Raw genomic sequence first — 15038 nt, forward strand, 5'->3', positions numbered from 1 at the left:
GCCCCGTTCCCCCTGCCCCCTGCCTCTAATAAATTCTAATCCAGCAAATCACGGCAGTTGCTACCCTACGGGAACGCTTTCAGCGAACAAGTCGGGGAACCCGCCCAACGCACTGCCTCCCCTATCCATTACACCCACGGCATTTGTGGGTAAGCTAGACATCATTTTTGAACCAAATTTATAATCATGCTCATGCCCAAAGTTTATGAAGTTATCTGATGGACTTCCAGTAGCTAGATTTAGCGAACTGAAAAGTTTTACTTGATGGTGTCCTAGTACCCATAACAACTTACTGGTGAGAGTAATAATTGTTGAATCTATTGGACAAATCGCATATTTATTGTGTAACTTTTTTTGAACTTTTTTCTGGACTAATTCATTTAATTTTTGGTAAATTTCTTCAAAGGGTTTTTGGCTTCGATGCAAATTTGCTTTAGAGAACGTAGAAATATCTACATCGAATCCTGTGTTATTTAATCTGGTAAATAAATCTCGCATACTTGTTAAGCTGTTATCCAAGACGTAAGACAACCAGCACTCGAAGAATAAACGGCTGTTCAATACTGGATAATCATTTTTTGCCAGTTCTTTCAGGATATCTTTGACATTGGTACAGACTGACCCCCCAACCACATACCCATTGGTAAAGTTGCTAATCCACCAGCCACTAAACCATTTCGACAAATAACGCGTAAGTTCTTTAACCCAATAGATTTGAAGAAATTTTCACTTTCACCAGCAGAGGTGACAAAGGCCTGTTCGACAATTGACCCCAAATGTTTTACGTCTTCAAGATCGACAATAGTCTTGTATTCAAATGAAGGTGTCATCGCTTACACCATAATTAGCAACAAGACATTACTATACTACAACTATGATTACAAATTGTACTTTCCAATATTGATTCACTCAATTAGAGATTGACAGCCTCAATAAAAAATCTATGACACTTGGGTAAGTCCTGAAATTATTTTGCCTCTGGATTCAACTCCCCAAATTTAGGACTCCACCAACCTTTGGCTGTACTAAAATAAGCCACATCTTTATGCTTCTTATCCTGACGAGACTGGGTAGCAGAACAACGAAGCATTGTTTTGCTTTGTCCGTCTTTTGTGTAGCTGTACTCTTCTAATGGTTTTTTACATATCGGACAAGGGTATGAAGTTAACTTAGCAGGAGATTGGGAGTGATTTTCGGTTTTCGTTTCTTTGGTGCGGGGTGGTTGCCAAGTTTTGTTAAAGTCACTCCAAAATAGGACAATATTTTCACAGCCGCTTGTGCATTTGAGGAAGTATTTTTTCTTGACCTTGCTGCTAGGAATCTTAGTGAGAAAATTATTACACTCAGGACAGCGAGTTTTAGAAGATTCATATTTGCGTTCACCCACAGCAGCTTTAGCATTTGAGGGACTTACAACTACAGTTTTGGCTTTGGCTAACGCTGGTGTAAAGTAACTTTTATTCCAAGTTGTTAAGTATTGCTGCCAGCCTTGTTTTCCTTCAGCGATCGCATCCAAGGCGCTTTCCATTTTGGCGGTAAAATCTGCTTCTAGTAAGTCTGGCAAAGCTTTCTGCAAAAAATCATCAACTTCTAACCCCAAAGTTGTGGGCTGGAGGTTTCCTTTGGTTAACTGCACATAACCCCGCTTCTTCAAGGTAGCGACAGTAGGCGCATAAGTACTAGGACGACCGATGCCTTTGCGCTCCATTAGTTGTACTAGTTTCGGTTCGCTGTAGCGAGGTGGCGGCTGAGTCTGTTTTTTCTCCGAATTAGCATTCTCTAGAGTTAATGCTTGTCCTTGCTGTACGACAGGTAACACACTATCTTTGCTGAGGTTATTCCAGTACCGAGCGTAACCGTAAAATTCGATCACTTGGCCTCTGGCTTGCCACAACAGCGAACCAGAATGAGTGATAATCTGAGTTTTGCGGAGTTGAGCAGATTTACATTGAGAAGCGATCGCTCGTTTCCAAATCATCACATACAAGTCAAATTCATCAGCAGGCAATTCTTCACGTAGCTGGGCTGAAGGACGAAACACATCTGTTGGGCGAATAGCTTCATGGGCTTCTTGAGCCGTTTTGGCGCTGCGATGTTTAGTAAGTTGCTGTGGTACGTTCTGCGGATCATTTTGTTCCAACCACTGACGAGCGCTATTACAAAACTCAGGGCTTAACATAACTGAGTCTGTCCGCATATATGTGATTAACCCCGCCTCATAAAGCTTTTGAGCCAAAACCATAGTCTTGTCAGGAGTTAATTTCAGCTTTGAACCGGCTGCTTGTTGCAAAGTGGAAGTAATAAATGGTGGTGGTGGTTGACGATAAACAGTTTTGCCCTCAATTTGAATTACTTGATGCGGATACTGCTTTGCTTCCGCAACTAAACGTATAGCTTCCGCTTCTGAAAGAACACGCTTCGACTCTGGGGCTTGTGTGCTATTCCCCGCCGCATCATCGTGAGTTTCTGTTTCTGCTTCTGGGGCATCTGTGGGCGAATTTGCTGCGCCTTTGTAAAAAGCCCGGAACCCTTCGGCGTAGTCTACCCAAACACTCCAGTAGTCTTGCGGTACAAACGTGACAATCTCTCTTTCTCGCTGACAAATCAGATGCAATGTCGCACTTTGAACTCGGCCGACACTTTTAGCACCGTTGTTTAATGCCCAAACCAGGGGACTTCCCTTGTAGCCTACCAGTTTGTCTAGACAATCGCGGCAAAGTCCCGCGCCGACTAAGTTAAAGTCGAGTTTTCTGGGATTAGCGATCGCACTTCGTACAGCCGATGCGGTAATTTCGCTGTAGATCACTCGTTTCGGTTCCCACAATCCTAGCACTTCTTTGAGATGCCAGGCGATCGTTTCACCTTCTCTATCAGGATCTGTTGCGAGGACAACTTCATCAACCTGCTTGGTAACGGCTTTTAGCTGCTGGATGGTTTCTTTAGAACGTTGGTCACGCGGCACGTAATTGCACTTAACATTACCATCATCCATGACGAATCCTAAAGCATCCTCTCCTGTATCACTGAGTTCGCGGATGTGACCACAACTAGCACGCACAATCCAATCAGAACCCAGAATTTGACTGAGTTTTTTGACTTTACCAGGAGATTCCACAACTAAAAGGCGTTTCGGCATAGATTCTTGTAAGAGGCAGGAGGCTATTTCATCACTATTATTGAATTAAAATAATTGCCTCTTGAACTTTAGTTGCAAGTGCTTTTTGTAGCCCTTGCTCAACTTTTTCAATTAATTGCTCAAAAGCTTCTTGATTAGTTGTTAGTTGTTCTCTAAAAACATTTTCTAATTCAGGTTTGATTTGAGCGCACATATCTTCAATTTTTTTATCGTTCATAAAACTAGAACGAATCCAACTGGGGATATCGACATTTGTCTTGATGGCTTCTTGGACAGTTTTGCGATTCAGTTCCACACCTGCGGCCATGACTGACACACCGTATACTAATGCGATCGGCCAAGTTAAGTGTCCTGTGAGAATTAAAGTAATGATACTCGCAATAGTACCGCCACCAATCACAACATTGACGATAAACGCTACTGTGTCAGCTAAAATAGCATCACCAATCCGTAATTCTGGATTGACAAAAGTTGGTTCGATGCTATCTTCAAATCTTAAACTGCTTCTTGGTATCTGAAACTTTCGGCAAATTGGATCGGTTTGTGTGGCTAAGTCTGGTTGAATTTTGTTATTAAACCAGTTGATACATTGATTGTTAATTATCTGCTGGGCAGCATTACTTTTTAACCATTGCTCTGCCCGGTTTTTCATTGAGGTTTCTAAATCAACCAATGTTCGTAATTGATTTTTTTGCCAGTCTTTTACACCTGGTCTAACTGCGTTATTAATCAAATTATTTGCTAATGGTTGAGTCAACAATTCAATTAACTCTGGAATATGTTTTTTAATCAATTCTTTGAGTTTTTGTGAATCTAGCAGTTTATTGACTTCTTGTTGAAAAGCCGCAGCCCGTAAATCCCAGCGCCCGACTCGCGCTAAACCTAGTGCAATGCACCTTTCTGGTTCCGCATCAGGACGAAGTAAGGTTTCAGGTTCAGGAAACATTTGTTGACAAATTTGGTGGGTAAATTTCATCCGAGATGCACCACCAGTCATTAGTACCAATTTTGGCACTGTATCAAGTTTTTTTAGTTTCTGTTTAGCCTCGCTGACGGCATCACTAAATGATTGCATCCAACTTTTATTTTCTAGTTCTGGTAAAGGTTGATGCAAAATTTCTTCCATCATCAATTTGTTGACTTGGGGAATAAAATAAATTTGTTCGTTGATTGACTCAAAACCACGGGCAGAAGATTGCGGATCACTATATAACTGTTCATTAGAAAAGTAATCTTCTTTGGCTTTACGACAGGCTAATTCACAACGCGCTTGGTGATGGGGATATTCTTGAAATACTTTTTCGAGTAATGCTTTTTGTTCGTGTTTGGCGAGAGTAAGAGCAAAGATCGCTTTATCAATTAAGGATGCGCCTAAAGTATTACTACCGAAATCCAACGGTATCTCATGTAAGCTTTTTACCAAAGTAAAATCTGTAGTTGAAGAGCCAATATCAACAATTAGCACTGATGCTAGGAGTTTTTCATATTCTAACTTTCCAGCTTCTTTGGCTTGCATAAAAGCAGCCCTTGATTCGGGTATGACGTTCAGGTGGGGAATACCAGTTTCTTGAAGTAACTTTTGATATTCTTGGCGATCGCTCACTGACCATCCTGAAGGGCAACCAATGTAAAAATAACTACTTTCTGCCCCTTCAATTTGTTTGCTTTCTTGTAGTTTTTGGTAGTAAGTAACGAGGAAAGTCGCAATTGTTTTTCTGTAATTCGGATCGTGGTTGGGCTTTTGTTTGAAAGAGATGGCTAACTGAGTAACGCCAGCTTGAATTAATGCTTGTTCTCCCACCAGATAACCAAGTTTGGGATGCCAACCAAGCGCCGTAATTTGATTTTTCTTATTATTAATTTCCAGCATTTGGGGCGGTTCGATGCTTTCGACGATCGCTTTCGCTACGGCTGTTTCACCGTGTCCCAAATCAAAACCAATTGTTTCTAAAATTTTCATACTTTTATTGTCTACTATTCTCAGCCTCAGAGTACGCTGGCTCAATAACTCGTCCGCGCCTCAGTAAGCGATCGCCTTTTAACAAGGCAGGTGTGATGGTAACGTAATCTTTGGTATTGGGGTCAATACTTGGCTCAAAGTCAAAATACTCCCGCTCACTTTGCGGTGCTTGCTGTTGGTAAATTTGAGCGCGAATTCCCTGAGACATTAAAATTTGTGGCAAAATTTTTGCTAATGCGATCGCCATTTGGGGTTGATCGAGAAATGATGCACCCATCAGCCTTTGGAGAAAATTCAATAATTCTGGCAATTCTTCTAGGCTGCGATCGTCTTCTAGTTTGTTTACTTCTTCAAATCTAGCAACTGCTATATCAATAGTGTTCAGCGCATCGGCCAAGTTATCCAAAAGAACTTTACTATCAACCCGCAACATAGGTTGGGGTATCTCTAACAATTCAGAAGAGGTTGAATTATTTTTGTCAAGTTGAAGTACAATCTCTAACCCTAGAAGTAGTGAAGTTAACAATATCGCCATCCAAGCACTTAAGGTAATTTTAGTTAACGAAAACAAAGACCCTAAAATGCCTACATAGATAAGTACCTTGAGCAATTTCAAGATTAACCTATTAGGAGAAAAATTCGTAGCTATGTTAGTAATTTGCTCTTGCTCTTTTACAGCAACTTGAGACTGGTTAACAGCAGTCAAAGTAACGATTGACTGTCGCAGCATATCTAAAAAAAAGCACGCTAAACGTACTTGAGTCACATTTAGCTCGCTAATATAAATTCTTTCCAGATTATCGAGTCGATTTTGAACTAGCTTAACTACTTGCTCAACACTAGTTATGTTTTCGATCTCTGTCTGAAGTTGGTTACGTTCTTCGTTAAAAAGTGTACTTATAGTTTTCATTTGTTAACGTTACTAATAGCACCTCCACTTTTCTCAATCTAGCTTATTACAGAGCTACACTGGCTCTTTAGTCCGCTCGATTGATTAAATTTTCTCACGTCTGCAAGATAATTAGCTGGGATATAAGAGTAGTCTAGCGTCATGAGTGAAGGTGTCAAGCACTAAAAATTAAAAGCTAAAAGTCAGGAATTATTTCTACTCCTCACTTTTAGCTTTTTAGCTAGTTGTAAATAATTCAGATTAATTTTGAATTATTTACGACTCCTGAATACTTCTTGATTAATCCTCAACCAAACCAGTGAGAAGGTTCACAACCTGGTTCAACTATGTCACACAGATGATTGTTAATCCAATCTGATTTATCTTGCATAATCGAAAAAATGCCTTGATGAATCAAGTTTTGTAAATGTAGTTTCTGCTCTAATGGGCTACGTGGAAACTTTTCATCTACTGGACAATCTTTAATGATTTTCTGTAGCGGAAATTCTCGGTCAAACTCCACATTATAAAAGCAGGGAATATGGCTGAGAACGAAAACAATCAGTTCTTGACGTAATTCAGGAATTGCAAAAGTTTCTTGATAAGGGTGGTATGCGTAGGTATCTAAAACGCTTTCAATTTCGCTTACTACTGATTCTCGTGTTAAATTAACTACTGTTTTCATAAGTTTTATCTCCTTTTAAATACGGTTGAGAGTTGTTTCAAAAAACGAATTCTTTAAAGACTTACTTAGTGCTGCTCATCAGCCAAAATCACTTCAACTAAATTGGTTTTTATACCCCGAAACTAACCTTGAATCTCGGTACAATAGCAGACATTTAGCTAGATTTTTTTAAGTCAAATTTTATACTAGTTAACTATTGTTTTTTGTCAATAGCCCTAAACGAACTAGTACAGTACCGATGCTTTGGATTCACAATGCAATTATTTCAAATTTCTAGCTTTTTGGCGGAAATCGACACAAAACGCATCATAAGCGTTAAGGGATCAATTTTAATATTTTATTAAACCACATCCTTTAGAGTGAAATATTTAGTTAAGTAAAACTCGCTAAGTAATGTAAATTACTTATTGAGTTTTAGTCTATTGTCTCTAGATAGTTTTGTGTTTTGGTCTATGTATTATAGACAACTAATTCTTGAAGGAAAAGTGTAGCAAATCATGAAAAAAAAGACCTGGCTACGCAGAGCAACCAGTCTAACGATAGATGTAATTAAAAGGTGAAAATTTTGAAAAAATTCACATTGGTGAGAGTTAATTGGTGCAGACGATTATTAATTGCAACGGATGCGGCTAGTCCAGAAAGCATTGCACCTTCGACAAGATTACCGCCGCACCAATCACCACAGCAAACCAAAGGTAGTGGAGTGCTGGCAGATAAAACAGTTTCTTGCCAAGGATGAGTAGGAAAGGCATAACGCCAACGATGTACTTGCATCCATTCGGGTGTATCTAGCCAAGGAAGCGCCAGAGTTTTGGCAGCTTGCTGCAACATTTGTTGTCCAACTGGTTGTAAATCTGAGGATTCTAGATGCAGTTGGGCAAAATTAGCACTGCTTTGCACTACAAACACAGGTTGTTGAGGGTGTGGGCGTTTGCTGCTATCTAAACCAATCCACGCCAAAACAGGATCATCGGCAAAAGTTAAGTCTTTCCAATCTGGTAGTGGTGAAGAATCTTTAGGATAGCCTGCGATCGCACTCAGACAAGGAGCAAATTCTACAGAACGCAGGTTATTTAAAAAGTCGGTTCCTAATAAATTTTCACCCAAAGGTTCGAGCAACATCAAAGCCTGAGGCGCAGGAATCGCCAGCAAAATAGCTTTAGCTGTTAATTCTTCATTGCTAGATTCTAGGGTGAGTCGCCAAGTATTTTCTGAAGTTGGGTGAATAGCAATAACGCGTTGATTAAGCAACACATCCAAACCTTGAGCCAGAAATTTAGCGATCGCACTCATCCCCTCAGGCGCAATATAACGGGGTGCAGAGTTTGGGAGTTCGTCATGCCAAACTGTTAAAATCTGGCGCTCACTTAACAATTCTACAAACTGGCTCAAAAATTCCCCCTTGAGCTTCAGATAACAAGCCCCATGATCTGCCCAAGTGTTATGCAAGCGGCGTGTGGCGACTCGTCCCCCCAAACCACGAGACTTTTCTACAACTAACACCGAATATCCTGCTTGCTTTAATTGCTGGGCGGAAACTAAACCCGCCATGCCAGCACCAATCACTACAACATCTATCATTAGTTAATAGTCCTTAGTCTTTAGTCCTTGGTTATTATCCAATGACAAAATACAGATGACGAAGGATAAAAACACTACTAAAGACCGCCAAAAGCTAATAGTAGAATAAAGTACAGACAAGCTGCACGACGGAAGGGAGGAAGGAACATTGGATGAATTTAGGGCGGCCTTGGAGTTAGCAACGGATGATGAATTGCAAGACTTAACCGCAATTCTGTTTAGTCGGAAATTCAATCCTTTAGATTATGTTCAGACACCCGAACCCATTGAAGTTCAAAGCCAAAGCCGCCAAGCTTGGTTAGACTCACTAGAAGAGCGCTTTCGGTTTTTGGCAGCAGATGGGGTAACAGTATTACGGGGACGTACAGACCAAGTAACTTACCGCCAAGCATTAGTTCAAGTTTGTAAATATTTAAAAATTCCTTACTCTGAACAGTTAACAACCGTTGATTTAGAAGCAGAGGTATTTTTGCATCTGCTAGGGCAGGTATGGAAAAAACTTCCAGAAAAAGAAAAACAAAAATTAACTGTCCAAGTGCAACGCCACCTGGTAAAAACAGAACTCAAAGAACCTTTACCATTAATGTTGCAGCGCGATCCCTTGGGATTACTTTTCAAGGGTGGTAGTGCTTTAGCTGTTACTTCTCTAATTCAGCCATTTGTCCTCAAACAAATTGCCCGACAATTTGCCATCCATTTTGCTACCTATCAAGTAGCCAAAACCACAATTACAGGTGCAACAACAGCAACAGGGCAGTTTCAAACCTACGTTGCCCTGCAAATGTCCCGACGAGGTATGACTATGAGTGCAGCCCGTTATGGGGCAGTTCGCACGATGTTTGCCTTTGTCGGCCCAGTTATGTGGACATGGTTTTTTGCAGATTTAGGTTGGAGAGCGATCGCTACTAATTACGGTCGCATCATCCCGACCATCTTTGCTTTAGCACAAATTCGTCTCACTCGCGCCGAATGTTGGGAGCCAGCTTGAAGATAGCTTTTTATCATCCCAATCCTCGGAGCCAATTTGCTTGGAATTCTTTCCAAATCGGGCTTTTGATTTTTCCCATAGCCCCATTTTTAGGGTTTGTGGCGATGGCTTTGGCAGCTTTAATAACTGGGCTGCAACAACACCGGACAATTATTCGCCGCCCCCTGAATCGGGGATTTGCCCTTTTTGGTTTATTCCTCTTCATTGCAGCTGGATTTGCCGAGAATAAAACAGATGCTTTTCTAGGTTTATTTAATTTACTACCTTACTTGTTTGTCTTTGCTGGCTTAAGTGCCTTGATTCAAACAATTGCCCAATTACGCCACATAGCTTGGATTTTAGTAATTGGTGCAGTACCTGTAGTAATTATGGGCTTTGGACAGTTATTTTTGGCTTGGGCTTGGAAATTACAATTTTTGTGGATTGTTTTGGATTGGGCGATCGCACCTGGAGGAGAACCACCAGGACGGATGTCGGCTCTATTTATACATGCAAATCTGTTTGCTGCTTATTTAGCCATCGTTTTTACCCTAGGGTTAGGCTTGTGGTTAGAACAATGGCAATTAGGGATTAACAAGTTAAAAGTAAAAAGTCAAAATGCAAAAGATTCTTTTCCGTTTACTTTTTACTTCCTGACTTTTATTGTGATCGCCAGTTTTGCCGGTTTGATTTTAACCAACTCGCGTAACGGATGGGCGATCGCTATAATTGCCTGTTTAGCTTACGCACTTTATCAAGGTTGGCGCATCTTGGTTAGTGGCGTTGTTGCTGTCGTTACTACTATTCTTTTGGCAGCTTTTGCACCTTCCCCCATTGCCCAAGTTTTTCGCCAAGTTGTTCCGGCTTTCTTTTGGGCGCGGTTAAATGATGAAATGTATCCAGATCGACCAGTTGCTTTAATGCGAAAAACTCAGTGGGAGTTTGCCTGGTCTTTGGCACAGCAGCACCCTTTGACGGGTTGGGGTTTACGCAGTTTTACTGCACTCTACAAAGCCAACATGCAAATTGATTTAGGCCATCCTCATAACTTATTTTTAATGCTATGTGCAGAAACGGGATTTCCTACAACTCTTTTGTTTTGTGGTTTACTGGCTTGGATATTAATTGCAGGTATTCAACTTTTGCGGACATCCAATTATTTGACTAAAGCAGATAGGTTGGTATTCTTCAGTTATCTTGTCGTTTTTGTGGAATGGATGTTATTCAATACAGTGGATATCACTCTATTTGATTTCCGGGTGAATACACTCTCATGGTTATTTTTATCAGCTATTTCTGGAGTTGTGTTTCACCATCATCCAAACAACAAGCTTTTAGCAAATGAAAGCTAATAATATCAGCAATTTTGCTCAAAAACAGCATACAATTGCTTAACTGCTTTTCAGTGCTTACACTGGCGGCATTTGTGTTTTTTAGTTAATAAAATTACTAGTAATTGTGGCTAATCACAAGTTAGCTACTGTTGCTGATAGTTGGGAAGGTGTAAGGACAACCCTTTTGGGGGTTTCCTGCATGACGGGCATCTAATCTTTAGATGCCCTTTTGTATGTTTTATTTTTTATCAGTTAAGCACTATTTTTTAATTTTATTAATCAGGGTATAAATTGTTAGATGAAATCATTTTCTCAAGAATTTGCGCTCTTAACTTCTGCATTCGCTTTATTGACTATCAATTTTGGGATTTCATTACCTGCTCAAGCTGCAATTTCATGTGAGCCAGGTACTGTAAATTATTATGCAAATAATTCCTTAGCTACTTGTTTGCTTACTCAGAATGTTAATGTTCAAGTTACCAGTTCTTTTGCGGGAACATATAATTTTCCTTGTAAAGCTAAAAGTTATATTTTATTTGATGAAAAAGGGCAGTTTCGTAGCTGTAAACTTTCAGAAAAAATTCAAATTAGAAAGGGTAATTTAATCGAGACTTGTCCGGCAGAATATAGGGTACAAGTTGCTGTTTCAGATACTGGCGTTTTCTCCATTACTTGTCAGCCCTACTAATATTGTGCTGAGTAGAGTTGCTGAAAAATCAGAGAAGCAGCAACAGCATAAGTGTAAGCACTCTGTAAAATGGTGGTGTCGGTAAATAACGCGAAGACACCCAAGTAGCCAATCTGTATGCTCTCAACAGCTGATTTTCTTCAATACACCCAATGGTCGGGTATTGCCACATTGGTATTTGCTGCCCTAGCAGTGCTGGCTTTTATTTTTAAATGGGGCATCCGCTTTCGGCTGGTAGGTACAACTGGCTTTATGCTGGTGCTAACAGGCGGGTTATTTGCTCTATGTTTAGTGCCTTTGAGTCGCACAGTGATTCCAGGCGCAGAAAAATTTACACTGGTTTATGATAATGGTTCCACACAAGCAGTAATTGCTATTTCACCAGAGATTTCACCCTCACAATTAGAGGCTACTCTCCGTCAAGCCGCCAGTAATTTATATTCCTATGGTCGCTTAGGTAGGAAAGGCGAAAATTATCTGACGATTCGCGCCCGTACCATTGTACATCCAGAACCTGGGGTTTCTGTACCACTTTATCTTGGTCAAATCAAACGCGCTCTAGCTTCGCGTGAAGATGGAGAGATAGCAATTGAGATTTATACAGATAAATTTGCTCAATTGCCAAAACCGACTGCTTAACTAAACAGAAAAATGTTGGACAGCCTATTTTTCGTTCAGCATTTTTCTGCCTATCTCAATTGAGATTCTGTTACATCTATCACCAAGGAGGCGATCGCATTTCCCAAATTGTTGCAGTATTTCTTTCTTCTATCTAAACAGGTTTTTTTTGTACTTAATTCAGCCTAATTTATTAAGTATATTCCCAGATAAATAAAGTCATGTTTTAGTTATATGGAAGACATTAATTTTTATTGTATTTGACTATACAATAAAAATTATTTTTAGATTAATATATTATTTACCAATTCCATCAACGGAAAAATTTTTAGTAGGTGATGGTGAGTTTTGTTGATAGGTGGCTGCCTTCTGCGAATATATGTAATTCTACTAGCATCAATAAAAATCCAGGTTTTGCCTAACTAGTTATATGCCTCATCAATCCACTACTACTTCGTCTACTCAAACATCTAGTACTTTATCAGCACTGGCGATCGCGCCGGCAAAAGTGATTCGGGGAGCGGGAGTGTTGCAAACAGCACCAGCCGAGATTTCTCACTTAGGCAGTCGTCCCTTAATTGTTGTCGGCAATCGCACTCTGGCTATTACCCAGAATAATTTACTACCAATTTTAGAAAAACAACAGTTGCACACTGCCCAAGCTTCCTATGGTGCAGATTGTTCAGAAGCTAGTTTGAAATCTTTAAAGAAGGCAGCTAAGGAACACAAAGCCGATGTAATTATTGGTGTTGGTGGCGGTAAAGCATTGGATACAGCCAAACTAGTTGCTCATCACTTGCAGTTGCCGGTGGTGACAATTCCCACTTCTGCGGCTACCTGTGCAGCTTGGACTGCCCTTTCTAATGTGTATTCTCAGGCAGGAGCTTTTTTATATGATGTGGCGCTGTCTCGCTGTCCCGACTTATTGATTTTGGACTACGATTTGATTCAAACAGCACCACAACGAACATTAGTAGCAGGAATTGGTGATGCGATCGCCAAATGGTATGAAGCCTCAGTGAGTAGCGGACACTTACAGCAAACCCTCATTATTGCCGCAGTCCAACAGGCAAGAGTTTTGCGCGATATTTTATTTCAGAAGTCAGCCGCCGCTTTGCAACAACCAGGCAGTGAAGTATGGCAAGAAGTTGTCGATGCTACCGTTTTACTAGCGGGAGTGATTGGGGGATTGGGTGGGGCGCAGTGTCGCACTGTTGCGGCCCATGCCGTACATAATGGGTTAACGCACATTGCTGGACATAGCAGCATCCACGGGGAAAAAGTTGCCTATGGTATCTTGGTGCAACTGCGTTTAGAAGAAATGATCCTGGGTAATCAGTTGGCAACTACTGCACGACAACAGTTATTGAAATTTTACGCAGAGATTGGCTTGCCTCAAAAATTAGATGATTTGGAATTAGGCAATATCAAATTAAGCGAGTTACAAACAGCTGCGGAAATTGCCCTAGCACCAAATTCTGACATTCATCGACTACCGTTTAAAGTAGCGCTGGAACAACTGATGGCAGCAATGATTTCTACTACCGCACCGACAGACAGCAGAGAATCAAGTCATCGAGTTTCTATCAGGACAATTGATGATGAAATTGAGGAGTAAACTACTTCCAGCTTGCAGTATGAACTTTATTTTTTATTTTTTGCTAAATATACTACGCAAAACTGGAAGATTAGACAACGCCATGTTTTGCTAACTAGTTATTTTTTCAAACTTATCCACAGCAGCCAACTGTGGTGCATTGGAGATATTTCACTCACAAACCAACTGTATCAAGAAGTGGTACATAAATGACACTGAATTGGATTGCCCCAGCAGAACGCATACAAAAACTGCCTGCTTATGTATTTGCCCGTCTAGATGAACTGAAAGCTAAGGCGCGGGAACAAGGACTGGATTTAATTGATTTGGGCATGGGGAACCCGGATGGCCCCACACCGCAACCAGTGGTAGAAGCTGCGATCGCGGCTTTGCAAAATCCCGCTAATCATGGTTATCCGCCCTTTGAAGGCACGGCAAGTTTTCGCCGTGCTATCACCAATTGGTACAATCGCCGCTATGGTGTGGTGCTTGATCCCGATAGCGAAGCCTTACCACTACTCGGTTCTAAAGAGGGATTGGGACATCTGGCAATGGCCTATATCAACCCTGGTGATGTAGTTTTAGTTCCTTCACCAGCCTATCCTGCCCATTTTCGCGGGCCTGTAATTGCTGGGGCGCAAGTCCACAACTTGATTCTCAAACCAGAGAATGACTGGTTAATAGATTTAGCTGCGATTCCTGAAGAAGTTGCCCAAAAAGCCAAAATTCTTTATTTCAATTATCCCAGTAATCCCACCGCTGCCACTGCTCCGCGCGAATTTTTTGCAGAAATTGTTGCCTTCGCCCGTAAATATGAAATTATGCTGGTGCATGACTTGTGCTATGCCGAGTTAGCTTTTGATGGTTATCAACCCACCAGTTTGTTAGAAATTCCTGGCGCGAAAGAAATAGGTGTGGAGTTTCATACCTTATCCAAAACTTACAACATGGCTGGTTGGCGGGTAGGCTTTGTGGTGGGTAACAGCCAAATTATCCAGGGTTTGCGGACGCTAAAAACTAACTTAGATTACGGCATTTTTGCGGCTTTACAAACAGCTGCTGAAACCGCCCTACAATTGCCAGATGTATATTTGCATGAAGTCCAACAGCGTTACCGCAGCCGCCGCGACTTCCTAATTCAAGGATTAGGAGAATTGGGTTGGGATATTCCCAAAACTAAGGCAACAATGTATCTGTGGGTAAAATGTCCTGTGGGTATGAGTTCCACAGATTTTGCCTTGAGTGTATTACAACAAACAGGCGTGGTTCTGACTCCAGGTAATGCCTTTGGGGTTGCGGGTGAAGGGTATGTGCGGATCAGTTTGATTGCAGATTGCGATCGCTTGGGCGAAGCTTTACATCGCTTTAAACAAGCTGGTATCTCATATCAATCTGAAGCATTAGTTTCTGTGCCACTTTAATAAGTGACCGCAGATATTATTATCAAAGCCCCCACTAAACTATAGTAGGGGGTTAGCTTCATAAATCATTCCAGTCCTAATGTTCGCTACTTTGGGAAAGTCGCTAATACCAATTTTAGATTTTGAATTCAAAGCCTTGATTAATAGGCTATTTCAGAATTC

11 protein-coding genes and 1 pseudogene are annotated in these 15038 nt (G+C 40.9%); 6 read left to right on the top strand and 6 right to left on the bottom strand.

Annotation, left to right across the window (positions count from 1 at the left end):
- Positions 1-75 precede the first annotated feature (75 nt).
- The 6 genes and pseudogenes from IQ259_RS11140 to IQ259_RS11165 form a co-directional block, all read right to left on the bottom strand.
- Positions 76-633: pseudogene (locus IQ259_RS11140) on the bottom strand (IS4 family transposase); the annotation flags it as partial.
- A 334-nt stretch (positions 634-967) separates the two neighbouring features.
- Positions 968-3136, bottom strand: a complete 2169-nt coding sequence (gene topA / locus IQ259_RS11145) for a type I DNA topoisomerase (RefSeq protein WP_193884648.1) — start codon at positions 3134-3136, stop codon at positions 968-970.
- A 37-nt stretch (positions 3137-3173) separates the two neighbouring features.
- Positions 3174-5096: an Hsp70 family protein gene (locus IQ259_RS11150; RefSeq protein ID WP_193884650.1), complete on the bottom strand. Its 1923-nt coding sequence runs from the start codon at positions 5094-5096 to the stop codon at positions 3174-3176.
- 4 nt (positions 5097-5100) lie between these two features.
- Complete coding sequence (locus tag IQ259_RS11155; RefSeq protein WP_193884652.1) at positions 5101-6006, bottom strand: hypothetical protein; 906 nt, start codon at positions 6004-6006, stop codon at positions 5101-5103.
- Positions 6007-6292: 286 nt separating this feature from the next.
- Positions 6293-6670: a hypothetical protein gene (locus IQ259_RS11160; protein WP_193884654.1), complete on the bottom strand. Its 378-nt coding sequence runs from the start codon at positions 6668-6670 to the stop codon at positions 6293-6295.
- Between the two features lie 549 nt (positions 6671-7219).
- Entirely contained in the window at positions 7220-8251 is a 1032-nt protein-coding gene (locus IQ259_RS11165) for an NAD(P)/FAD-dependent oxidoreductase (RefSeq protein WP_193884656.1), read from the bottom strand.
- A gap of 148 nt (positions 8252-8399) precedes the next feature.
- On the opposite strand from IQ259_RS11165, the gene IQ259_RS11170 reads away from it, so the two are divergent.
- The 6 genes from IQ259_RS11170 to IQ259_RS11195 all read left to right on the top strand — a co-directional run bounded on the left by IQ259_RS11170 (position 8400) and on the right by IQ259_RS11195 (position 14876).
- Positions 8400-9239 carry a YaaW family protein gene (locus IQ259_RS11170; protein WP_193884657.1) on the top strand — a complete coding sequence of 280 codons (840 nt, stop codon included), beginning with the start codon at positions 8400-8402 and terminating at the stop codon, positions 9237-9239.
- Positions 9221-10570: an O-antigen ligase gene (locus IQ259_RS11175; protein ID WP_193884658.1), complete on the top strand. Its 1350-nt coding sequence runs from the start codon at positions 9221-9223 to the stop codon at positions 10568-10570. Before IQ259_RS11170 ends, IQ259_RS11175 begins: the two co-directional genes overlap by 19 nt.
- A gap of 280 nt (positions 10571-10850) precedes the next feature.
- Entirely contained in the window at positions 10851-11240 is a 390-nt protein-coding gene (locus tag IQ259_RS11180) for a hypothetical protein (protein ID WP_193884659.1), read from the top strand.
- Between the two features lie 117 nt (positions 11241-11357).
- Positions 11358-11879 carry a Ycf51 family protein gene (locus IQ259_RS11185; RefSeq protein ID WP_193884660.1) on the top strand — a complete coding sequence of 174 codons (522 nt, stop codon included), beginning with the start codon at positions 11358-11360 and terminating at the stop codon, positions 11877-11879.
- Between the two features lie 409 nt (positions 11880-12288).
- Positions 12289-13476, top strand: a complete 1188-nt coding sequence (locus IQ259_RS11190; protein WP_193884661.1) for an iron-containing alcohol dehydrogenase family protein — start codon at positions 12289-12291, stop codon at positions 13474-13476.
- Positions 13477-13664: 188 nt separating this feature from the next.
- On the top strand, positions 13665-14876 hold the full coding sequence (locus IQ259_RS11195; protein ID WP_193884662.1) for an aspartate aminotransferase: 1212 nt from the start codon (positions 13665-13667) through the stop codon (positions 14874-14876).
- Positions 14877-15038: the final 162 nt, after the last annotated feature.

It is taken from the genome of Fortiea sp. LEGE XX443, from assembly GCF_015206815.1.
Classification (GTDB): Bacteria; Cyanobacteriota; Cyanobacteriia; order Cyanobacteriales; family Nostocaceae; genus Nostoc_B.